Source organism: Pseudomonas sp. Irchel s3b2, assembly GCF_900187445.1.
Classification (GTDB): domain Bacteria; phylum Pseudomonadota; class Gammaproteobacteria; order Pseudomonadales; family Pseudomonadaceae; genus Aquipseudomonas.
On sequence record NZ_FYEB01000003.1, the window covers coordinates 135,498 to 157,583 of the forward strand.

The window sequence follows — 22,086 nt, forward strand, 5'->3', positions numbered from 1 at the left end:
CACACTACACCGAAACCTGCACCTGCAATCGTCACCTGATGACATCCATCAAGTCGCAACCATCGCGCAATGAATTCGCTAACGCTCGCGCCAACTAGCATCACTGGGTTGTTTGCGTTTGCTGCGCCTTGTTTTGTTCCGCCTGTGCTATCGCTTTGAAATCATAGGTCGGATAGAACTCGGTTTTGTAACTTCCCCACGCTGTATTTTCAAGTGCAAGGTTTACTTCAGCAAGACGGGAGGCGGGGAAGCGCACTGTGACGACTTGTCCGATACCCATCATTATGTTCCAGCTGACAATCTCTACTCCCGCAGGTGGAAATGCCTTATAGAATCCTTGTTTGGCAAGTTGAGCCTTTAATTCGCCCAATGGCCGTGATTGATCGTGCTTTAAAAAGACGGTCAGCATGACGGCATTATCTGGCGTGGCAACGGCATTTTTTGCAGGGGAATTTGTTGTGGACTGTGCATTGACAGCGCCGCAAAAGGCCGAGGTTATCAATAGCGTAGATGCAAGGAGTGTTTTGAGTGATTTCTGCATGTTGAAACTCCATGTTTTATTAGGAGGCAAGATTGATTTCAAGCGGTAACGCTACTCCAGCGGAACTGCTTGAGTCATTTAGTGTGCTATGAGTGACTGGTTTCAGTTTGTGATATTTGTATCTGGCTTGATGGCGGACTTTGTTTCTACTGTTCCGGTGTAGGGGGCATGAACTACATAGATACGAACTAGAGGGTTGTTGGCTAGCATGTCGCGAGGCACTTCGCGAGAATAGGTGAATTCATTAGGATTCAACTTTTCCAATCGCCTGACCACGGTTTTGGTTGGCCCGACATCGGGCACTAAAATGTGGCTTTTTTGATCGCCGGTGACAAAGAAGTAACCTCCACCTCCATTGTCGTACTTTGATTTTCCCGTATCGGTGTAAAAGAATTCATAGCGATTGCGTTCGGGATCCCATGTCGATATTCCGACCACGCCAGGATAATTCGCTTTTACGTCCGTTTGTGGTGCACCCTCTATATAGACCTTGGTTGTCAGCCATCGAGGAGAGGATGCCAGAGCCCGAGTATCGGCAGTGGTGGGGGCTTGTTGCGCAAAACTACCCAGAGGGCAGAGCAATGCCGCAAGAAGTAGGCATGTAGAAGTAATGTTGTTCTTTTGCATGCGGATAACTCCTTATCTGCTTTTGTTGGTTGCTCGCTATTGATTATCCAAATTCAATGCGTGAAAAGTATAGGCTGGGAGTGAGGGGGGTCAATAGCGGGGTAACGAATTGTAATGGTTTGGCGATATTTTAAGTAATGCCTTGTCGTACTTGTTTTTAAATATGTTGGTTGTCGGAGTTTGCCTATATATCGGAATTACAAGACTGGCTGTAGGACGTTTCCGAAGTGGCACACTCCGTTTTCCTATGTTTCATTTATTTGCCGAGGACTCAGCGCAAGGATCAGAAATCGCCGATGGCAGGGCGCTTGTGGAGTTGCTGACGCGTAAAGCGTTTAAAAGATCGCAGCCTGCGGCGGCTCCTACGCCGATCTATGTAGGAGCTGCCGAAGGCTGCGATCTTTTGATCCTCGGTAATACCTGAGTGTGTCGCGGCTAGTCCGCGTCAGGCGTTACTGAACCTTCGCCAAATCCCCTTTCAACGCAACGCCCGCCATGAGCGCCCCGGCGTGGCACTCATAGGTCTTGGCATCCTTGCGCTCATTTTTCTTGTAGAAGCTGACGATGTTGGTCACGGCATTGGCGCCGGCGTTCTTCGCTGCCTGGTGCAGGCTTATGATTGCCGATTGTGCGACCCATTCGCAGGCCACTTCGTCAGACTTGTTGAAGGCGTTGGTTTTCTTGTTGGTCACGGCACCCGCGCTGACTACGGTGACGTTGCCAGTCGGTGTATTGCCTGCCAGGTAGAATTTCACGCTGCCATCGATTTTGCCGGCGCGGGTTGCTTCGGCGACTGCTTTGTCAAAAGGCAGATACACCGCGGTGTCACGGGCTTGGCTGATGCCCGGCATTGCGCAGATCAGCAGGGTGGTGACGGCAGCGAGTTTCTTGAAGTGCATGGAGGTCTCCTTGACCCTGAGTAATTCCGATTACGACCAGCGGCGGAAAATCAACGAGGTGTTGACCCCACCAAAAGCGAAATTGTTGTTCATCACGTACTGGTTGCTCATCTGCCGGAATTCACCGCGCAGGTAATCGAGCTTGCCGCACTGCGGATCGATCTCATCGAGGTTGAAGGTGTGTACGTATTGGTCGCGGTTCATCATTTCGATGCTGAACCAGGACTCCAGCGCGCCGCAGGCCCCCAGGGTGTGACCGAGGAAACTCTTCTGTGAACTGATCGGCATGTGTTCGCCGAACAACGCGCTGGTGGCCAGTGTTTCGGCAATGTCGCCCTGTTCTGTAGCGGTGCCATGGCCATTTACATAGCCGATGGCCGAAGGCTGCAGTCCGGCATCTTCCAGCGCCAGCTCCATGGCTCGGCGCATGGTGAGCTGCTCCGGGCGGGTGGCGTGCTGACCATCGGCGTTGCTGCCGAAACCGACGATCTCGGCGTGGATGTGCGCGCCGCGTGCCAGGGCGTGTTCGAGTTCTTCGAGCACCAGCATGCCGCCGCCTTCACCGATCACCAGGCCATCGCGTCCGGTGTCGTAAGGGCGAGGGCTGGTTTGCGGGGCATCGTTTTTCAGGCTGGTGGCGTAGAGCGCATCGAACACCATGGCTTCGGTCGGGCACAGCTCTTCGGCGCCGCCGGCGAGCATCAGCGGCAGGCGGCCGAACTTGATCGATTCATAGGCATAACCGATGCCCTGGCTGCCGCTGGTGCAGGCACTGGAGGTCGGAATCAGTCGGCCAGTGAGGCCGAAGAAGATGCTGATATTCGCCGCTGTGGTGTGCGGCATCATCCGCACGTAGGAGTTGGCGTTCAGGCCTTCGGCCACCGAGTTGAGCAGCATGTTGCCGAACGCCTTGATCTCGTCGGTGCTGCCGGTGGACGAGCCGCAGGAAACACCCATGCGCCCGTCCTTGATCGATTCGTCGCCCAGCAGCCCGGCGTCCGCCAGGGCCTGTTCAGCCGCGCCCACGGCCAGGCGCGAGACGCGGCCCATGCTGCGCAGTTGCTTGCGGGTCCAGTGGCTTGGCACCTTGAAGTCATCGATCGGCCCGGCCAGGCGGGTGTTGAGTTCGGTAAAACGATCCCACTCGTCCATGCGGCGGATACCGCTGCGGTTGGCCGCGAAGTTGCCGGCGATGGTGTCCCAATCGCTGCCCAGTGAGGTAATGCCGGCCATGCCGGTGACGACGACGCGCTTCATCAACACAGGCCTCCGTTGACGGCCAGAACCTGCCGGGTGATGTACGACGCTTCCGCCGACATCAGGAAATTCACCGCACCGGCCACCTCTTCCGGGGTGCCCATGCGTTGTGCGGGGATCATTTTCATCAGTTCTTCCACCGGCACGTTTTCATCGAGCATTGCCGTGTCGATCAGGCCGGGTGCGACACAGTTAACCGTGATTTTGCGCTTGCCCAGTTCGATCGCCAGCGCCTTGGCTGCGCCGATCAAACCGGCCTTGGACGCGCTGTAATTGACCTGGCCGCGATTGCCGATCAACCCGGACACCGAAGTAATGCAGACAATTCGCCCGGCGGCGCGACGACGGATCATCGGCATCATCACCGGGTGCAGCACATTGTAGAAACCGTCGAGATTGGTGCGCATCACCAGATCCCAATCCTCCTCGCTCAGGGCCGGAAAAGCACCGTCGCGGGTCAGGCCGGCGTTGAGCACCACGCCGTAATAGGCGCCGTGGGTTTCGACGTCGGCTTCAAGAATAGCTTTGCAACTGGCACGGTCGGATACGTCGAATTGCAGGACGCGCACGTTGCGGCCCAAGGCTTCCACTTCGGCCTTTACCGCGATAGCGTCCGACAGACCGCTGCGGCAGTGCAGCACGATGTCATGCCCGGCCCGGGCCAGACGCAACGCAATGGCGCGGCCGATACCACGGCTGGAGCCGGTGACCAGTACGGATTCAGTCATCACTCGACTCCTTGGGGTTCATGAAGATATTGCGCGGCCTGAGGCGGGCGAAACACGTTCAGCCGGGCGGTGGCGTGGATGCCGGGGGCAGTGAGGTGGCATTCGAACACACCCATGCCGTTGTCGTCTTCCAGCGAGCGTATCCCATGGATGGTCAACTCGGTGCCGGCGGGGAAGTGTTCCACGTTGCATTCGAATTTGCGGGTGCCGAGCAGGAAACCCAACTCCACCGCATTGCCTTTCTGGCGCGCATGGCAGCCGGCGTACGCGGCGACGCTCTGGGCCATCAGCTCGATGCCGACCCAGGCCGGCAGGCTGCCGTCGGGGCGATTGAACAGGCCGTCGGGTCTGACGGTGAGTCGGGTGTGAATCTGCTCGTCATCGAACGACAGGATTTGCTCGATGAGGATCATGTCGCCAGCATGCGGCAGCAGTTCGGCGAGCGGCCAGGTAATCATGGGGCGTCTCCGATAATCAGGCTGACGTTATTGCCACCGAAGGCAAAGGAATTGCTCATCAGGTAGCGAGGTGCAATGGACGTCAGGTGGTCAGTCGGGGTCACCCAATGCAGGGCCGGCAATTCGGGGTCGGGCTGGCCGTCCCAGACGTGGGGCGGCAGGGCATGCACGCGGTTGTCCGCGCTCAGGCTCAACCAGCAGAACGCCGCTTCCAGGGCACCGGCAGCGCCGAGGGTATGGCCGGTCATCGGTTTGGTTGAGGAGCAGGGCACGCCTTGCGGGAACAGCGTCGTCACCGCCAGGCTTTCCATGGCGTCGTTGTGTTGGGTGGCGGTGCCGTGCAGGTTCAGATAACCGATCTGCTGCGGTTGCAGGCCTGCGCGGCTCAAGGCTTTGCGCATCGCTTGCAGGGCGCCACGGCCGGTCGGCTCCGGCGCGGAAATATGGTGTGCATCGGAGCTGGCGCCACTGCCGAGCAGGGCAATCGGTTGGCTGTTGCCGGCGTTTTTGCTCATCAGAAACAGCACCGCCGCTTCGCCGATATTGATGCCGTTGCGGTTGGCTGAAAACGGGTTGCAGCGCTGCTCGGACACCGCTTCCAGGGCCGAGAAACCGTTGAGGGTCAGCTTGCACAAGCTGTCGACACCGCCGCACAACACGGCGTCGCATATGCCCAGATCAAGCAGTCGTTGGGCGCTCATCAGCGCGCGGGCGCTGGAGGTGCAGGCGGTGGAAATCACATAGGCCGGGCCGCTCAATTGCAGCCAGTCGGCGAGAAACGTCGCCGGCGCGCCGAGTTCCTGTTGCTGATAGTCATAATCGGCAGGGAACTGATGCTCTCGGATGTAATGGGCCAGACCGCTGCTGGCCTCGTGAATGCCCGAGGTGCTGGTGCCCAGAATGACGCCGATACGGTCGCGGCCGTAGGTCTGGATCGCTTGCTCGATGTCTTCGCGAATTTGCAGCGCGGCCTCCAGCAGCAATTGATTGTTGCGACTGCTTTGATGCGCCAGCTCAGCCGGAATCGGCGCCAACTCACCGCGCACCGCCGCGACCGGTAGCGTGCGTTCCACCACCCAGCCGGCCTCGCTGCGCATGCTCGAGCAATCGCCGGCAAACAGGTTGCGGGCGACTTCCTGCTTGTCGCGGCCGAGGGCGCAGATCACCCCGAGGGCATTCAGATAAGCCGTCATGGCGTTTGCTCGCCTAACGGAGTGACGCGATAGTGCGGGCCTTGGGATACGTTCAATTCAAAGCTCAGTGTTTGTGAATAGCGGATGTTCCAGCGTGGTGACAAGGACCGTTGCCCGCCATCCTCCCGGGCGGCGGGATAGTTGCTGTGCAACTCACCTTCAGGGGTCAAGGCAAACAACAAGGCAGCGAACAGCTCCCGGGCTTCCGGATTGGGCGGCAGCAGACCGTCGGCCTGCCATTGGCCATCGATCAGTTTTTGCCGTGCCACAGGAATCCCCAAAGGGTCCATCATCGACCAGCGAATGCCCGGGCCTTCACGCTGGATCACCAGCAGCCAGTCCTGACGCTGCTCGGCCATCTGCCGTTCGATGTGCAGTTGCAGCGGCAACGCCAGGTTCGGGGTTCGCTCGGGCAACGGTGCCTGGCTGGCGCAAGCGCTCAGCAACAGGACACAACCCAGAAGCAGGAAACGGATCATTAGGCACACCCTTCAAGGGGCTTGCGCGCGACTACATTGACCAGGGTTTCTTCCCGTTGGCCAAAGGTTTTGGGCCGGCGCAGGCCGAAGCGTTCGAGCAGGCCGAAATCCTTGGCGCGACTCCACCACAAGTAAGGGTAAGACACGTTCTGCGGGCCGAATTCAAAACCCTGCCGACGAATCATGTCCAGGTAGCCGGCGGCGCTCTTCTGCACGTGCATCGGGTGGCGGAACAGCCAGCGAATCACCCACGTATCAATGTAAGCCTCGGTGGACTCGGCGAACAGCAAATAGCCTCCGGGCTTGAGTACTCGATAGAACTCGGCCAGGGCCTGATCCTGCTCGACCAGGTGATGGAAGGTCTGATGACAGAACAGCAGATCGACACTGGCGTCCGGTATTTTGATGCTGGCGCAGTCACTACCGATCAGTTCTACATCCATGCCCTGGCGGGCCGCTTCTTCGCCGCTCAGGTTCAGACTGTGCGGGTCGGCATCCAGACCGATCAGGCGGCGAGGCGCGAAGGTCTGGCGCAGGTAACGGAACGACTTGCCCTGGCCGCAACCGGCATCCAACAGCACCGGGCTTTCGGGCAATGGTGCGCAGAACAGGCCACGCAAATCATTGATCGCCACTCGCAATACATGGTGCTGCCAGGTGTGGCTGCGCAGAAACCAGAAACCGAAACGGGTTTCTTCGACGTAGTTGTCGCTCAAATAACTCATGTCGGATCCTGTGCGCAAAGGTCCGAGATCATCCGCAGTCGACGTTTGGGTTCGCTGACGAACGGGTTGCGCTCATCCCAGGCGTAACCCGCGAGGATCGAGCTGATCATGCGGCGGATTTCCGCTGTGCCGCCCTGATAAAAAATCACATCCTGAAAGGTTCCCGCGTACCAGCCTTCGACGTAGCAACGGAAGGTGTTGACGCCGCGCTTGAGCGGTTCGGCGAACTCGGTCTGCCAGTCGACGCTTTCACCTTGCAATTGGCGGTGTAGCACCCCGGCGGCCATGCTCGCCGAACGCATGGCGATGGTCACACCGGAGGAGAACACCGGGTCGAGAAATTCCGCGGCGTTGCCCAGCAAGGCGAAACCTGGGCCATGCAGGGTTTTGACGTTGGCCGAATAGCCGCCGATGGTCCGCGCGGGTGTATCCCACACGGCATTGTTCAGCACACCGGCCAGGCTTGGCGTTTCGGCGATGAAGCCGCGCAGGCAGTCGTCCAGATTCTCGGTGCGGCCTTCGAAGTGTTCGGCGGCCGCCACCACGCCCACCGAGCAACGGCCATTGCTGAATGGGATGGTCCAGAACCAGATGTCACGCTGGGTCGGATGGGTGGTGATGAGGATTTTCTCCCGGTCGAAAGCCGGGCTGTCGATACAGTCTTCGACGTGGGTAAACACGGCCTGGCGCACCGGGAAGTTCGACGGTGCTTCAAGGTCCAGCAAACGCGGCAGCACGCGACCGTAGCCGCTGGCATCGAGCACGAAATCGGCCTCGACGCGGTATTGGCTACCATCTTCGCGGAGCACATCGAGCTGCGGTTTCGGCAGGCTGAAATCGGCGCTGACAATGGCTTCGCCATAACGGACATCGACACCTTGCAGCTCAGCCTGATCGGCCAGCAGCTTGTCGAAGTCGGCGCGCTGAACCTGGAACGTCGTCGGCTTGCCGTTGGTGAATGTGTCGCCGAAATCGAAGGCGCTGTACTGATCGCCCCAAGCGAACGCCGCACCGTTCTTGCGCTGGAAACCGGCGGCGTTCACCGCCTCGAGCATGCCGGCTTCTTCGACGAAATCCAGGCAGTGGGACAGCAGGCTTTCACCGATGGAAAACCGGGGGAAATGCTGGCGCTCGATCATCAGCACATCATGACCTTTGCGCTTGAGCAGCGCGGCGGCGATGGCGCCCGAGGGGCCGGCACCGATCACCATCACCTGACGACGTTCCATTTCAACTGTTGGCACGGGTGCTCCTTGCCGGGGCGGCGATGTTCAAAGGGATTCGGTGCATGCCGGCGAGTGCCGGCAGCAGGGTTGCGATCAGGCCCATCAACATCAGCGCGAAATACAGCGCCGGGCTGATGAGTTGTTGTTGCAGCAGCAGGTTGAGAAAGACGATCTCGCTCAAGCCACGAATATTCAGTAAAAGGCTTTCCCGCCAGCGGCTGGCACCTTCAAACGAGGCGCCAGCCCAGCCGAGGCCCAGCCAGTTGCCCAACAGTTTGCTGGCGATAGGCAGCAGCAGGAGCGCGGCCAGTTGCACGCCGCCGAGACTGTCGATGGCGCTGTGCACGTTGATCTGCACGATGCCGAACGTGAGGATCAGCGGGATGGCGATCCAGGTCTGCAAACGGTTCATCCACGCCGCCGGTAATGGCAGCACCAATGGCACCTTGAGCGCGGCCATGCACAGCAGATAGCCGATGCCGAAAATCAGCGCATTGAGTTTGAAGTGTTCGGCGACCACCAACAGCGCGAAGAAGCAGCCGCTGTGCAGCAACGGTTGGCGCAACCCGAGCAGTCGCAGCACCAACGGCAGGCAGGCGCCGGCCAGCGGCAGCAAGAGGCTGCTCAGGTGCAGGCTGCCTTGGGCGAATGCGAACAGAGTCCAGCAGGTCAGGTCGATCAGGATCGCGGTTTGCACCAGACGCCGGGTGGCGGCGGGCGGGTAGTTGATGTGTCGCAGGTACAGATACAACACCGGAATCGCGGTAATGGCGAACAGCAGACCGACTGCCAGCGAGCTGATCCACGGCTGCGGGGGCAACAGCCAGACCGCCGTTGCCAGCCCGCAGGCAAACGGAATGCAGAAACTCGGCAGGGCGATTTTCAGGCTCTGGCGTTCCAGCCGCAGGTCGATCACGTCGCTGAGGATGTGCCCCAGCAGCAAGGCAAAGCTCAGGCTGTAGAGGTTCTTCAGCCAGCTCGGCGAGATCAGGTCGGCACCGCTGAGGTGCCAGCCCGGTTCGATCCAGAAGTACATCAGCAACGGCAGGCCGAAGGTCGCCAGCAGCAACTGGCTGACGATCGGAATCAAACCGAAATGACGACCGATACGGGTGGCCATGGCGAACAACACCAGGGCCATCGCCCAGAACACCGCGACCATCATGCTGCCGGCTCCGTAATCGGTGCGATGTGGACTTGGCGTCCGGCCCACGGCGCCAGAATGAAACTGAATGCCAGGCCGAGGCTCACCGACAGGCCGAAGTTGCTCACCGCCGGCGTGCTGGACACCGCCAGCAGGCCGAACGACAGCCAGGTGGTCACCGCTGCCAGCAAGGTGCCCAGCAGACTCGCCGCGGCGCCGCCGATCTGTTCGCGCATGAGGATCGCGTAGTCGACGCTGATGGCCGTCACCAATAGCAGGCCGAACAGGCTGAACAGCGTCAGCGGCTGACCGAGCCAACCGAGGCTTGCCAGACTGCACAGAGCCGCCAGCAACGGCAGGGAGACGATTCGCAGCGCGCCACCGAAACCGAATGGCAGGATCAGCACCAGCACGATCAGCACGCAGGAGGCGAGTTTCAATTCAGCGGCGCTGATTTGGGTGGCGGCGAAAACCTGGTTCAGTTCACCGAGGCGGTCCACCAGTTCCACGCCCGGCAAGTCCTGCGCCTGGACCCGCAACAGCGCAGGATTGTTCAAGCCTTGCAGACTGACCATCGCAGCCACGCCGTCATCGGTCGGCCCCAGCCACAGCGTGCGATAGGGCTCGGCCAATGGGCCAGCCAGCGCTGCGTCGATGTCTTCGATGGGCAGCGCCTGCAACGTTGCCAACTCGGCCTGCAACGCGGCGGCCGGCACGCCGAGGGCGAGCAACGGTTGCCAGAACTGCGGCAGCTTGTTCAGTGCTTCACGCACTTTGCGCTGTTCGCTCGGCTGGCTGACCAGTTGATTGAGCGACAGATAACCCTGAAGTTTTTCCAGATTGACCAACTGATCCAGACGCTCGCTCAGTGCCGTCAGGCGTTCGAGCAGCTCCTGCTGATTGGACGCGCGCACCAGGAAGAACTGGCTGGTGGGTTGATAGCCGGTGATGCGTGCGATGGTCTGGGCTTCGTCAGTCAGTTGCTGCGGCGTGCCGACCCATTGGCGAATGTCGTTTTTGCTCTGCAGCTGCAACAGACCGCCGACACAAAAGGCGATCAGCAGTGCCAGCAGTACCGGCGTGCGCAAGTATTTCAGCAGCGATTCACGCAGCTCCAGCAACTTCTCGGCGATACGCATCGGCCATTGCGCCGGCCGCAGATCCACACCCTTGAGCAGTGCCGGCAACAGGCACACTGCCGACAGATAGGCGCCCAGCAGGCCGGCGGCGGAAAACACGGCAATCTGGGTCAGGGCCGGGAACGGCGTCCAGGCCAGGGCCAGGTAGCCGATGCAACTGGTGATCAGGCTCAGCGTCAGCCCCGGCAGGGTCAGGCGCAACGCCGGCCAGCTGTGCCAGGGTCTCAGGCTCCAGCTTTTGGACAGGTAATGCAGCGGGTAATCCACCGCCACGCCGATCAGGCTTGAACCCAGCACCAGCGTCATCACATGCATGTGACCGAACAGCGCCACGCAGGCCACTGCGCCGAACAGCATGCCCACCAGCACCGGGACGAACGCCAACAACACCCGCCAACGCCGGAAGGCCAGCAACAGCAGCAACAAAATCCCGACCGTGGCGCCGCCGCCGACCCAGGTCATTTCGCGAGCGGCTTGCCGTTGACCGCTGGCGGCGTACAACAGGCCGCTGGCGGCGAGCAGTTGCACATCCGACCGGGCGGCTTCTTCGCGACTGTACTGGAGCAGGTCGGCCACTTGCAGCGGCAGGTTCATGTCGAACGCGTTGCCGGCGGTTCGCGCCCGCAGCATGACCCAACTCTTGCCGTCGGCATCGGCAACCAGCGCGCCGCTGCCGATGTCCAGTTGCACCGAACCGTGTTGCGGCTGGCTGTTCTGGATGCGTCCGGTCAGGCCGAGCCAGTCGTCCTGGCTCGGCACCAGGCTGAAGCCGGTGAACGGGTCGAACAGAGCTTGTACCCGTTGCTGGATAAAGGCGTCGGGGTGTTCGATGAGTTGCTGCCGGTCGGCCACGGACAGCATTGCCAATCGGCCTTGCAGCAATTGTGTGCGTAGCGCCGGCAAGTCGGCTTGCAGGTTCCACTGGACCTTTTCGAAGACGCCGCTGGCCTGCCACTGCTCGCCGAGTTTTTGCGCCATGGCGATGGCTTGCTGGCGCTCTTTATGGCCGACCAGCACCAGCATTTCCCGGTTCAGCGGTTCTTGCATGCGTTGTTCGGCGCGCAGTTCCAGCGCGTCCGGCGCGGTGCCTGGCACCAGTTCCATCAGGTTGGCCGACAGCGGCGCGTCGTCACGCCATTGCCAGCCGGCGAGCGCGAGCACCGCCAGCAGCAGGATCAGAAACAGCCGCGGCAGCATCCGTTCACTCGGCAAAGTCATGTTGCTCCGCATCGCTCAAAGGTTGTGCGCTGGTACTGTCCTGCATGCGCAACAGGGTTCGGTCACCCTGGGTTTCGAGCAGCTCGATGCTGTGCACCAGTTCGCCGCCGTCAATGTTGATCTGATTGAACACCTGCTTGAGCAGCATCGAGCGCGGGGTCAGGGTCAGCTTCCAGTTCTGTGCATCGCCGCTCAGCGACAGTTCGAAATCCCGTTGCAGGCCACTGCTGTCGCCTTGCAGCACCGCGAGGAACAAACGGTTCTGTTCGGCGCCGGCACTCTTGTTCGGCAGCATTTCCCAACCGTTGGCATCACGCCGGGCAATACCCTTGTCGCTGATGCGGTAGTCCTGTTGCAGTGGCGTTTTCAGCAGCCAGAGCAGGCCGTGATTCTTCGCCAAAACGAAGGTGCCCTTGCTGGTCAGCGGCTGGGGCAGAGCGCGCAAGTGTTTTTCCTGGATGAAACTGCCGTGGATCACATCGGGTTTGGCCAGTTGATCGCTGAGTTGCTGTAGATCGAAAGCCTGCGCCAATGATGAAATCCCGAGCAACGCTAAAGCGCCGAGGCATTTGAACAGCGAATTCATGGCAGCATCCTTTCAACCGCGTCGGTGAACACCTTCGGTGAAGCCAACTGCATTTCGCGGCTGCTCATGTCGACGGCGACTTGCACGGAACAGGCGCGGGTCAGGCGTTCGCCGCTGGCCAGATCGCTGATCAGGTAATTGATTTTCAGGCGGTTTTCCCACTCCACCAGGCTGGCGCGCACATTCAGCTTCTGGCCGAACACCGCGCCGCGCACATAGCGCAGCTGCAAGTCGATCACCGGCCACGCGTAACCCGACGCCACCATGGCGTCGTAGTTGTGGCCGATCTTGTCCAGCAGCGCACAGCGGGCGACTTCCAGGTATTTGACGTAATGTCCGTGCCAGACCACGTTCATGGTGTCGACGTCAAAGAACGGTACGAGGATTTCCGTGTCGGTGTGAAGCACTCCCTTGCTACGCATGCAGCCTCCAGTGTTGTTCGGCGATGCGTTGCAGGCACAGGCGCAATTCGCCTTCCAGGGCACGGTCTTCGATGACCGGCGGGAAGTCCTTGGCCAATTCTTCGTGCATCGCGGCCAATGCCGGTGGCAGTGGGCGCGCGTCTTCAGCCTGGCCGCGCAGCCAGACGCCTTGGTTGGCGGCGAGCAGCGTGGCGGCGGCGACCTGTTCGGTCAGTTCCAGCACGCGGATGGCGTCGCGAGCGGCGATGGTGCCCATGCTGACTTTGTCCTGGTTGTGGCACTCGGTGGAACGCGAGAAGACGCTGGCCGGCATGGTGTTTTTCAGCGCCTCGGCGGTCCAGGCGCTGGTGCCGATCTGCACGGCCTTGAAGCCGTGGTTGAGCATCGCGCGGTCGGCGGTGGCGCCGGACAGGTTGCTCGGCAAGCCATGGTTGTAACGCTCGTCCACCAGCAGCGCGAGCTGACGGTCGAGCAAATCGGCGACGTTGGCCACCAGGTTTTTCAGGCTGTCCATGGCAAACGCAATATGGCCGCCGTAGAAGTGCCCGCCGTGCAGCACGCGTTCGGCTTCGGCGTCGATGATCGGGTTGTCGTTGGCGCTGTTGAGTTCGATCTCGATGAACGAGCGCAGCCAGTTCAGGCTGTCTGCCAGCACACCGAGCACGTGCGGCGCACAACGCAGGGAATAGCGGTCTTGCAGGCGATGCAGCGGCGCGGTCGGCGCATCGATCGCCAAATCCTTGCGCAGCCACGCGGCGACTTGCATCTGCCCTGGATGGGGTTTGGCCGCGAACAGGCGCTCGTCGAAGTGCTCCGGGTTGCCCTGCAAAGCGACCACGTTCAGCGCGGTGATGCGCGTGGCCAGTTGCAGCAGGTAATCAGCGCGGGCGTAAGCCAGGCAGGCGAGGCCGGTCATTACGGCAGTGCCGTTCATCAGCGCCAGCGCTTCTTTCGGACGCAATACCAGCGGTTCCCAACCCAGTTCGCTGTGCACATCGACGGCTTGTCGACGCTCACCACGGAACATCACTTCGCGCTCGCCGGACAAGGTTGCGGCGACGTAGGACAGCGGCGTCAGATCACCACTGGCGCCCACCGAACCTTCTTCCGGAATCAGCGGCAGAATGTCGTGTTCGAGGAAGGCTTGCAGACGCTCCAGCAGTTCCACGCGTACCCCGGAAACGCCGTAGCAAAGCGATTGCAAACGCGCCGCCAGCACCGCGCGGGTGGCTTGGGCGTCGAGCAGTTTGCCCAGGCCGCAGCCGTGGAAGGTATACAGATGACGGGGCAGGGCTTCGACGTGGTGCAGCGGCACCGCCACCACGCAGGAGTCGCCATAACCGGTGGTCACGCCATAGATCACGCCTTCCTTGTCCAACAGGGAATCAAGGAATTGCGGACCCTTGGCGATGCGCTGGCGAAACTCGGGGTCGCCCTGCAACTGCGTCGGCACCTGACGGTTGGCCAGGGCCAGCACGTCTTCGATGCGCAAAGGGAGTTCGCCGAAGGTTACCGGCTCAAGCGTTGGCGTCGTCATCGGTCTTCCAGAAAGGGTAAAAGTTGAACCATTGTTGGGGCGCTTCGAGGCAATAGTGACTCAGGCGTTCGGCGTAGCGGGAGGCCCACTGATGAATGACCTGTTCGCGGTCGCTGCGTTTCCACACGATGGCGTCGGCGAACGGTTCGAGGGTCAGTCGATAGTCGCCCGTGGGTTTCTTCAGGCACAGCATCAGGTTGATCGGGCATTTCAGCAGACCGGCCAGCAACCAAGGGCCTTGCGGGAACGCTGCCTGATGGCCGAGAAAATCCACCGTCACGCTGCGCCCGCCATGCAACGGCACGCGGTCGCCGGCAATCGCCAGCCATTCGCCGCGCTCCAGGCGTTCATGCAGTTGCAGCATGATCACCGGGTCCAGCTCGCTGACCTGAATCAGCCGCAGATTGGTCGCCCCGGCTTCGCCCAGCAGACGGTTGAATTGTTCGGCGTGCTTGGTATGCACCAGCACGTTCATGGTGACTTTCTCGCCGATCTCGGCCAGCGCCCGGCAGACCTCGAGATTGCCCAGATGTGCGCCCACCAGCATTTGTCCGCGTGTGCCGCGCAGTTGATTGCGCAGCAACGCCGGGTCGATGATTTCGATCTGCTCGATGCTCAGTTTGCCGTTCCACACGTCGAGCTTGTCGAGCATGGAGTCGGCGAAGGCCATGAACTGGCCGAACACCCGCCAATGGGTCGGGCGCAATTCGCGCCGACCGCTCCAGTCAGCGAGCCGCTGCTGGTATTGCCAGGCGCTTTGGCGGGCGCTGCGCCCGAACAGGAAGAAGTACAGCACGATGCCGTACAGCAACGGGCTCAACAACCGACGGCCCAAGACTTTTGCGCAGAGCGCGGTGAACTTCATCAGCCAGAAGCTGCCACGCTCTTCACGGTCGGCCCAGTGCTGTTTGTCTGCGTTGTCGCTCATGCTCGCCACCGTCGCCAGAGGATCACCGGTGCCCGCAGCAACATGCCGAAGAACAGCCGGGTGTGCATGCTCGAAATCAGTACATTGTCGTGGAACAGGCGGAAATGCGAGACGCCATCCAAGGGGTAATGGACCTTGGTTTTCAGCCACTGCATTGGCATGTTGCGCCAGGCCAGGCGTACCAGGATGTCGGAGTCGAAGTCCATGCGCTTGCCAATCCTGGCCGAGTCGATCAGTGCCAGGGTCGGCGGCAATGGATAGACGCGAAAGCCGCACATCGAGTCGCGAATCTGCAGCGACAGGGTGTTGATCCAGACCATCACGTGCGTCAGGTAGCGGGCGTACAAACGGCCCTTCGGTACGCTGTCGTCGTATTGCGGATAACCGCAGATTACCGCCTCAGGATGAGTGCGCGAATGCTCGATGAAGATTTTGACGTCTTGCAGGTCATGCTGGCCGTCGGCGTCCACCTGCAAGGCGTGGCTGAAGCCCAGGCGCGCGGCTTCCCGCAGACCGGTCATTACTGCGCCACCCTTGCCCTGATTGACGGTGAGCCTGATCAGGTAAACCCTGTCGCGCATTGCCAGTTGGTCAAGCACCTTGGCACAGGCCGGGCTGCTGGCATCGTCCACCAGAATGCATGGCAGGCCACTGGCAAGCAGCGCATCGAGCACGGCGGTGATTGCGGTTTCGTGGTTATAGACCGGGATTACGGCGCAGGGGTTATGCATGTTGGTTCACACCCCTGTCCTTGTAGCAGCTGGCGAAGCCTGCGTCCGGCCGTGAAGCGATCGTAAACCGGTATTCGAGGTCTTTCAGGGTAAACGTGGTGGTCCGGATGCGAGCGCTTCGCGCTCGGACGCAGCCTTCGGCAGCTGCTACAGGAGATCTCAACTTATCCACAGTCGGCCCCCAGCAAAATCCGCCCGCTGGAGCAGGTGGCGGTTTCATTGCGATAGGCGAAATACAATTTACTGCGCGCCGAGTCGAAGCGCAGGTGCAACTGGATTTCATCACCGGGACGCACCAGTTGCTGAAATTTCAGCACTTCCATGCCGGCGAATTTTGCCGGCAGATCCATCAATTGCTGGCCCAGGCTCAATGCCCAATCCACCTGCACCACACCGGGTAATACCGGCGCCCGGGGGAAATGGCCGCTGAAGTAGGCCAGGTCTGGCGGGACGGCCAGTTGCAGGCTCCATTCGCCATCGACTTCGACCTGTTCCAGCACTTGCGGCGCCTTTGGCCGAGGCGCCAGCAGTAAGGCTTCGACCTCGGCCTGGGGTAGTTTGCCTTGCGCGTTCAGCGGCAGCTGCCGCAACAAACGCCAGCGGCGTGGCAGGGCCAGTGTTTCACAATGCTGACTCAGATGCTGACGCAAGGCTTGAGTGAAGCTGCGTCGACCCTGATTGCGCAAGGCACGCAGGCCTCGCTCGCTGAGTACCAGCAGCGCCCCTAATGAAGCGCGATTTTCCTGAACCACACCGAGGCGTGCTTCGGCGACCCAGGCGTGAGCCATCAGCGCCTGTTCGAGCATCGGCAGCGAGATACGTTTTTCTTCCAGTTTGACGATTCGGTCCAGTCGCCCCAACAGCTCAAAACGACCGTCGGCGGCAATGCGCGCGGCATCGGCGGTGTGCTCGATATGGCCGGCTGGCAAGTACGGTGAGGCGATAAGCAGGGCGCCATCGCTGTCCTGGCTCAGCGCAACATCGGCGAAGGTCTGCCAGAGATTCTGGCCCTGACGCCAGGCGATGCCGCCGGTTTCCGAGCTGCCGAAGATTTCGGTCGGCCATTGTTGCAGGCGTTCGTACAAGCTTTGCGAGGCTTCGGCGGGCAATGCACCACCGGAAGAAAACACTCGGCGCACCGCGCTCAGCGCTGGCCAGTCGAGATTGTCGCCCATGCGTTTGAGCAGCGCCGGGCTGGCGACCCAGGCGAAGGCCGGGTGTTCGCGGCTGGCGCGTTGCAAGTCTTCCGGGAAGGCCAGTTGTTTACGCACGAACGAGCGCCCGGCGCACAACGGCCATAGCACCCGAAACAGCAAGCCGTAGATGTGCTGCGTGGCGACGCTGCCGATGATGCAGGCCTCGCCCAGATCTGCGCCCCACAGATGCTCCAGCGCCTGGACTTCATTGGCCAGTTGGCGCAGGGTTTTGTCGATGCGCTTGGGTTCGCCACTGGAGCCGGAGGTGCACAGGCTCAGCTGACAGCGATCCAGATCCAGAGGGCTGGCTGGCAGCGGTGAATGGCGATAATCGCTCAGGTGCGCATCGTCGGCCTGATCGGTCAGCCACAGATCGACTTCGGTCGACCAGCGCTGGCGAGTCTGCGCTTGCAGGTCGGCGGGCAGCAGCACGCCGACCCCGGCACGCCAAGCGCCGAGCAGGGCAATGGCCAGGTCGGCGGCGTCCTCAAGGTGCACGGCGATGCGCTGTACCCCCTGAGCTTGCAGGCCGGCCGCCAGGCTCAGAGCCTGTTCGCACAATTGTGCGTGATTCAACGCCGGTTCCACCGTCACGGTGCGGTCCGGCCGAGCCTTGAGCAATAGTTGCTCAAGTGTTATCCAATTCATGGGCGGCCTCTTACCCGTTGTCGTATGAGCCATTCGATGGCAAACATCAGGCCGATCAATCCATAGGAGATCAGGCCGGTGTACAACATCCACCAACTCAGCGGCGCCCAAAGGGTCAGGGCTGCGGCGCACAAGCCGTTGCAGAGAAAAAAAACACTCCAGGCAATCGTCACCTGGCGGGTGTAGCGAATGGCCCTGGCCGGTAATTCCGGTTCTCGCAGACGGGCCAGGCGTTCGATCATCGGTGGGCCGTATTTCAGGCTCAGGCCGAACAGCACCAACATGAACGTGCTGATCAGCACCGGATACCAGCGCAGCAGCACCGGGCTGTCGAACAGCGCCAGCAGCAGGCAGAACCCAATGGCGACCGTGGCCATCCACAGGCTTCCGGGGCGCCGCTCGCCGGTCAGCGCTCGCGCCAGCCACAGGCTACCCAGCAGCAGACCGAACTGCCACGGGGCAAAATGTTCCATGCCGAAATACACCGCAAAGGGGTACAGCAAGCCTGCCAGCAGCAGGCCGAGGCCGATCAGTCGGCTCATGCGGCCGGTTGAACCAGACGATAGACCGCCTCGACCACGTCGCTGACGGTACGCACCGATTTGAATTCTTCGGCGGCGATTTTCTTGCCGGTCTGGCGTTTAATGTGATCGATCAGGTCGACCGCATCGATGCTGTCGATTTCCAGATCCTGATACAGGTTGGACCCCAGGCTGATGCGCTCGGGCTCCAGCTCGAAGAGTTCGACCAGAGCATCGCGCAGGGTATTGAAAATATCGTCACGAGTTTGCATGGTCCGGTCTCAAGCTGCCTGTTTTGCAGTGACGAACGCCGCAAGGCTCGCCACGTTGGTGAAGTGATTACGGGTGTCCTTGGCGTCGGCATCGATTTTAATGCCGTACTTTTTCTGGATCGCCAGGCCGAGCTCCAGAGCGTCTACCGAGTCCAGGCCCAGGCCTTCGCCGAACAGTGTCTGGTCATCGCCAATGTCGTCGACGCTGATGTCTTCGAGGCCCAGGGCTTCGATGATCAACTCTTTGATTTCCAGCATCAGGCTATTAGGTTGCAGATCGCTCATCTTCGGCGAGCTCCTTGATAAAGTAAGAGTGCAAATAGTCGTTGAGCTTGCGGGAGGCCTGAGGCGCAGGTCCTTGCGTAGCGAAAGCCTGTGGGTCTATATCGGCCCCGACGCGAAAACTGAAGTGCACGCGGCGTTTGGGGATCCGATACCAGGGTTCGGCCTTGGTCAATGTAGTCGGGCTGACCTTGATGATCACCGGGGTGAGGATTCTCGCACCGCGCAGGGCGATTGCCGCGCCCCCCCGATGAAAGGCCGGCGGTTGGCCGGGTTGGGTGCGGGTGCCCTCGGGGAAAATGATCAGGGTCTGACCGCTTTTCAGCGCATCGGCAGCGGCGTCGAGCATGTCCATGCTTCCGTCGTTGCTAATGTAGTCGGTACGACGTAGCGGAGCGCGGGTGAACGGATTTTCCCAGAGGCTTTTCTTGACCACGCAGTTGGCATGGCCCACCAGGCCGATCAAGAACACCACATCGATCAGCGAGGGGTGGTTGGCGACGATCATCTGGCCTGGCCGTCCGAGCTTGTCTGCCCCCTGAATGTCGTAGGTCAGTACGCCAGTGCGAGCCATGAACCGAATGAAAAACCAGAAACAGCGACTGACCGTCTGTCGTGCCCGCTGACGATGGGCCAGGGCGTCTCCCGGCAGGCAGTTCAACAGCGGGAACACCACCAGTCGCAAGCATAGGCCGCCCAACCCGAACAGGGTAAAGCTTGCGGCAGTGGCCAGCAGGCGCCAGTAATAGGCGTCGCGGTTTTTATCGGTTACGGGTTGCGTTGCCAGGTCCATACACGATTTTTCCAGGCATGTTGGCAGGTTGTCTGCTGGCCGAGCAGGGTACGCAACAGGTTCAGGGCATGCGGCCAGTGGGCTTTGGACAACGCTTGCGAGGTGCTGTTCAGCGACAGCTGCCACTGATTACCGGGCGTGATCAACAGGCCGACCGCGTAAGGGAATGGCACATCGTCGATCCAGGCCGAATAGGCAGCGGGCGGTTGCTCTTCGGTCACTACCAGCAGTACTGCGGGTGCGCCCTCGGCAAGCAGCGCCGCCGCCTCCAGCATGCCGTGTTCAAGGCCATCGCCGGCCGCGGCGAGGGCGGTCATTTCGCTGGTTTCACCGCGCATGATCGACCACAGTCCAATGACCGCATTGTGCACCGACAGGCTGAACTGGGTCGGCGACAATGGTTGATCGGTCGCCAGATCGCTGAGAATCTCGAAAGTGCGCGGGGTTTCGCCGTGGCGGGAAATAAAGACCAACGGCAGGTCCTGGCGACCATCGGCCAACGGCCAGCCGACACTGAACGCCATCCGCGCCAGACGGCTGAGTCGCCGACGCTGCATGGCCGGCAGAAACGACACATCGGGGGCGGCATCGCTGCGCTCGGGCACGACCGGTTGTCGGCTCCAGGCTTGCCAATCATCCACGCTTTCAAGCCCAGGGGCCCACGCGCGCCATTGGGCGATGTTGAAGTTGATCACAGACATTTCATCCCGCCCCTGCGGGCTTCCTTTGACGCGGTGAGTCGCAAAGAAACGCAGCTGACCTTACGTGGCGCTTAACGCCGAATGGTGCGCATTATCCCGGTGCGACGGGTGTGTTAGCAAATGCTGGTTACATTTTGCGCAACGAAATGTACCGTCTCGTTCGCGAAAAAAAGCTGTCGTTTGACCATTGTCCACATTGCGTCGGACATGTCTGTCGGCTCGATCGGCTGTCGATGGACGTGTTGGCGGCTTTTTCCGTCGGATATTTACCAATGACTGTGTGGTCCCGATGCCAGCGAGGTAGCTAAGCAGCGCCGTGGACTACTACACTCGGTCATTCTTTGATACACGGAGGTTTTGACATGCGGCGCGTGGTGTTCAATCAGAAAGGTGGCGTGGGCAAATCAAGCATTGCCTGTAATCTGGCGGCAGTCAGTGCCAGCGAAGGCTACCGGACGCTGTTGGTGGATCTCGATGCTCAGGCCAACTCCACTCAATACCTGACGGGACTCACCGGTGATGATATCCCGATGGGGATCGCTGATTTCTTCAAGCAGACTTTGTCCTCCGGACCGTTCTCGAAGAAAAACCAGGTAGACATCTACGAAACCCCATTCGACAACCTTCACGTCGTCACCGCCACCGCCGAGCTGGCCGACTTGCAGCCCAAGCTTGAGGCCAAGCACAAGATCAACAAGCTGCGCAAATTGCTCGAGGAGCTGGACGGCGATTACGACCGAATCTACCTCGATACGCCGCCAGCGCTGAATTTCTATGCCGTCTCGGCGTTGATCGCCGCTGATCGTGTGCTGATTCCCTTCGACTGCGACAGTTTCTCGCGTCAGGCGTTGTATGGCCTGTTGGCGGAAATCGAAGAGTTGAAGGAGGACCACAACGAAGGGCTGGAAGTTGAAGGCATTGTTGTCAATCAGTTCCAGGCCCGCGCCAGTTTGCCCCAGAAAATCCTCGACGAACTGATCGCCGAAGGGCTACCGGTGTTGCCGGTGTACCTGGCCAGTTCGGTACGCATGCGCGAATCCCACCAAGCTAATACGCCGCTAATCCACCTCGACCCGCGGCATAAATTGACCCAGCAGTTCGTCGATCTGCACAATTTGCTGGAAAATGCCTGAATCGCCCCTCATGTAGGAGCGAGGCTTGCCCGCGAAGAGGCCGGCACATTCGAAATCATCGTTGCCTGACACGACGCCTTCGCGGGCAAGCCTCGCTCCTACATGATGGGCGGTGGGTTCAGATCCCCTGGCTGCGCAACCAGCTCATCAACTGCGGCAACGGGAAGGCTCCGCTCTGGCGAGCCACTTCCCGGCCGTTCTTGAACAGAATCAGGCTCGGGATCGAGCGAATCCCCAACTGAGCCGACAATTGCTGATTCGCCTCGCTGTCCAGCTTGGCCAACCGACACTTGCCCATCAACTGCCCCGCCGCCTGCTCAAACACCGGCGCAAACGACTTGCACGGGCCGCACCAGTCCGCCCACACATCCACCAGCAACGGCAGGTCGCCCTTGATCTGGCTGACGTAATCACCCTGTTTCAATTCGAACGGCTTGTTCAGCAGCACTTCGGCCTTGCAACGACCGCATTTTGGATGGTCATTGAGGCGCTCGGCGGGGATGCGATTCAGGCCGTTGCAGTGGGGGCAGGGGATTAGCAGTGGGGCAGGCATGAAGGAGGTCCGGTAGAGAGGCAGATAGTTCTTAATTGGAGACGTCTGCTCACATTTTCAATCGTGCAGTAACCTCTGGTCTGCCTAGGCTGAGGAAGCGCCGGTTGCACCGCTGGTCTGTTCGCGGATATCGCAGCTTGCGATATCGA

25 protein-coding genes are annotated in these 22,086 nt (G+C 60.5%); 1 reads left to right on the forward strand and 24 read right to left on the reverse strand.

Annotated features, from left to right (window positions below):
- Positions 1 to 100: 100 nt before the first annotated feature.
- The 23 genes from CKW20_RS10190 to CKW20_RS10300 form a co-directional block, all read right to left on the reverse strand.
- The gene (locus CKW20_RS10190; RefSeq protein ID WP_095052798.1) at positions 101 to 541 is read right to left on the reverse strand and encodes a hypothetical protein; all 441 of its coding nucleotides are present in this window, start codon (positions 539 to 541) and stop codon (positions 101 to 103) included.
- A gap of 102 nt (positions 542 to 643) precedes the next feature.
- Positions 644 to 1,168 carry a DUF4822 domain-containing protein gene (locus CKW20_RS10195; RefSeq protein ID WP_095052799.1) on the reverse strand — a complete coding sequence of 175 codons (525 nt, stop codon included), beginning with the start codon at positions 1,166 to 1,168 and terminating at the stop codon, positions 644 to 646.
- A 452-nt stretch (positions 1,169 to 1,620) separates the two neighbouring features.
- Positions 1,621 to 2,067: an excinuclease gene (locus tag CKW20_RS10200; RefSeq protein WP_095052800.1), complete on the reverse strand. Its 447-nt coding sequence runs from the start codon at positions 2,065 to 2,067 to the stop codon at positions 1,621 to 1,623.
- Between the two features lie 30 nt (positions 2,068 to 2,097).
- Positions 2,098 to 3,324, reverse strand: a complete 1,227-nt coding sequence (locus CKW20_RS10205) for a beta-ketoacyl-ACP synthase (RefSeq protein ID WP_095052801.1) — start codon at positions 3,322 to 3,324, stop codon at positions 2,098 to 2,100.
- Positions 3,324 to 4,052, reverse strand: coding sequence for a 3-oxoacyl-ACP reductase FabG (gene fabG, locus CKW20_RS10210; protein WP_095052802.1), 729 nt, complete (start codon positions 4,050 to 4,052; stop codon positions 3,324 to 3,326). The genes CKW20_RS10205 and fabG overlap by 1 nt, the downstream gene beginning before the upstream one ends.
- A complete protein-coding gene (locus tag CKW20_RS10215) occupies positions 4,052 to 4,510 on the reverse strand; it encodes a hotdog family protein (RefSeq protein WP_095052803.1) in 459 nt (152 codons plus the stop codon). The genes fabG and CKW20_RS10215 overlap by 1 nt, the downstream gene beginning before the upstream one ends.
- The gene (locus CKW20_RS10220) at positions 4,507 to 5,703 is read right to left on the reverse strand and encodes a beta-ketoacyl-[acyl-carrier-protein] synthase family protein (protein ID WP_095052804.1); all 1,197 of its coding nucleotides are present in this window, start codon (positions 5,701 to 5,703) and stop codon (positions 4,507 to 4,509) included. Before CKW20_RS10220 ends, CKW20_RS10215 begins: the two co-directional genes overlap by 4 nt.
- Positions 5,700 to 6,182 carry a DUF3261 domain-containing protein gene (locus CKW20_RS10225; protein WP_095052805.1) on the reverse strand — a complete coding sequence of 161 codons (483 nt, stop codon included), beginning with the start codon at positions 6,180 to 6,182 and terminating at the stop codon, positions 5,700 to 5,702. Before CKW20_RS10225 ends, CKW20_RS10220 begins: the two co-directional genes overlap by 4 nt.
- Complete coding sequence (locus tag CKW20_RS10230) at positions 6,182 to 6,907, reverse strand: class I SAM-dependent methyltransferase (protein ID WP_095052806.1); 726 nt, start codon at positions 6,905 to 6,907, stop codon at positions 6,182 to 6,184. Before CKW20_RS10230 ends, CKW20_RS10225 begins: the two co-directional genes overlap by 1 nt.
- Positions 6,904 to 8,151 (reverse strand): NAD(P)/FAD-dependent oxidoreductase, encoded by a 1,248-nt coding sequence (locus CKW20_RS10235; protein ID WP_095052807.1) that lies wholly within the window; start codon positions 8,149 to 8,151, stop codon positions 6,904 to 6,906. Before CKW20_RS10235 ends, CKW20_RS10230 begins: the two co-directional genes overlap by 4 nt.
- Positions 8,138 to 9,298 (reverse strand): sodium:proton antiporter, encoded by a 1,161-nt coding sequence (locus CKW20_RS10240; protein WP_095052808.1) that lies wholly within the window; start codon positions 9,296 to 9,298, stop codon positions 8,138 to 8,140. Before CKW20_RS10240 ends, CKW20_RS10235 begins: the two co-directional genes overlap by 14 nt.
- Entirely contained in the window at positions 9,295 to 11,634 is a 2,340-nt protein-coding gene (locus CKW20_RS10245) for an MMPL family transporter (RefSeq protein ID WP_095052809.1), read from the reverse strand. The genes CKW20_RS10240 and CKW20_RS10245 overlap by 4 nt, the downstream gene beginning before the upstream one ends.
- On the reverse strand, positions 11,618 to 12,220 hold the full coding sequence (locus CKW20_RS10250) for an outer membrane lipoprotein carrier protein LolA (protein ID WP_095052810.1): 603 nt from the start codon (positions 12,218 to 12,220) through the stop codon (positions 11,618 to 11,620). The genes CKW20_RS10245 and CKW20_RS10250 overlap by 17 nt, the downstream gene beginning before the upstream one ends.
- The gene (locus CKW20_RS10255) at positions 12,217 to 12,642 is read right to left on the reverse strand and encodes a thioesterase family protein (protein ID WP_095052811.1); all 426 of its coding nucleotides are present in this window, start codon (positions 12,640 to 12,642) and stop codon (positions 12,217 to 12,219) included. The genes CKW20_RS10250 and CKW20_RS10255 overlap by 4 nt, the downstream gene beginning before the upstream one ends.
- The gene (hutH, locus tag CKW20_RS10260; protein WP_095052812.1) at positions 12,635 to 14,179 is read right to left on the reverse strand and encodes a histidine ammonia-lyase; all 1,545 of its coding nucleotides are present in this window, start codon (positions 14,177 to 14,179) and stop codon (positions 12,635 to 12,637) included. Before hutH ends, CKW20_RS10255 begins: the two co-directional genes overlap by 8 nt.
- Entirely contained in the window at positions 14,160 to 15,107 is a 948-nt protein-coding gene (locus CKW20_RS10265) for a glycosyl transferase (RefSeq protein ID WP_095052813.1), read from the reverse strand. The genes hutH and CKW20_RS10265 overlap by 20 nt, the downstream gene beginning before the upstream one ends.
- Entirely contained in the window at positions 15,104 to 15,838 is a 735-nt protein-coding gene (locus tag CKW20_RS10270) for a glycosyltransferase family 2 protein (RefSeq protein ID WP_095052814.1), read from the reverse strand. Before CKW20_RS10270 ends, CKW20_RS10265 begins: the two co-directional genes overlap by 4 nt.
- A gap of 164 nt (positions 15,839 to 16,002) precedes the next feature.
- Positions 16,003 to 17,682, reverse strand: coding sequence for an acyl-CoA synthetase family protein (locus CKW20_RS10275; RefSeq protein WP_095052815.1), 1,680 nt, complete (start codon positions 17,680 to 17,682; stop codon positions 16,003 to 16,005).
- Complete coding sequence (locus CKW20_RS10280; protein ID WP_095052816.1) at positions 17,679 to 18,224, reverse strand: hypothetical protein; 546 nt, start codon at positions 18,222 to 18,224, stop codon at positions 17,679 to 17,681. The genes CKW20_RS10275 and CKW20_RS10280 overlap by 4 nt, the downstream gene beginning before the upstream one ends.
- Complete coding sequence (locus tag CKW20_RS10285) at positions 18,221 to 18,475, reverse strand: acyl carrier protein (protein WP_007903178.1); 255 nt, start codon at positions 18,473 to 18,475, stop codon at positions 18,221 to 18,223. The genes CKW20_RS10280 and CKW20_RS10285 overlap by 4 nt, the downstream gene beginning before the upstream one ends.
- A 9-nt stretch (positions 18,476 to 18,484) precedes the next feature.
- Entirely contained in the window at positions 18,485 to 18,760 is a 276-nt protein-coding gene (locus CKW20_RS10290; protein ID WP_095052817.1) for a phosphopantetheine-binding protein, read from the reverse strand.
- Positions 18,741 to 19,550, reverse strand: a complete 810-nt coding sequence (locus tag CKW20_RS10295) for a 1-acyl-sn-glycerol-3-phosphate acyltransferase (protein WP_095052818.1) — start codon at positions 19,548 to 19,550, stop codon at positions 18,741 to 18,743. Before CKW20_RS10295 ends, CKW20_RS10290 begins: the two co-directional genes overlap by 20 nt.
- On the reverse strand, positions 19,526 to 20,251 hold the full coding sequence (locus CKW20_RS10300) for a beta-ketoacyl synthase chain length factor (RefSeq protein WP_095052819.1): 726 nt from the start codon (positions 20,249 to 20,251) through the stop codon (positions 19,526 to 19,528). Before CKW20_RS10300 ends, CKW20_RS10295 begins: the two co-directional genes overlap by 25 nt.
- Before the next feature lie 362 nt (positions 20,252 to 20,613).
- Here CKW20_RS10300 and CKW20_RS10305 point away from each other — a divergent pair, with 362 nt between their 5' ends.
- Positions 20,614 to 21,384, forward strand: a complete 771-nt coding sequence (locus CKW20_RS10305; RefSeq protein ID WP_095052820.1) for a ParA family protein — start codon at positions 20,614 to 20,616, stop codon at positions 21,382 to 21,384.
- A 118-nt stretch (positions 21,385 to 21,502) separates the two neighbouring features.
- Here CKW20_RS10305 and trxC read toward each other — a convergent pair whose 3' ends face one another.
- Positions 21,503 to 21,937 (reverse strand): thioredoxin TrxC, encoded by a 435-nt coding sequence (gene trxC, locus CKW20_RS10310; protein ID WP_095052821.1) that lies wholly within the window; start codon positions 21,935 to 21,937, stop codon positions 21,503 to 21,505.
- Between the last annotated feature and the right edge of the window lie 149 nt (positions 21,938 to 22,086).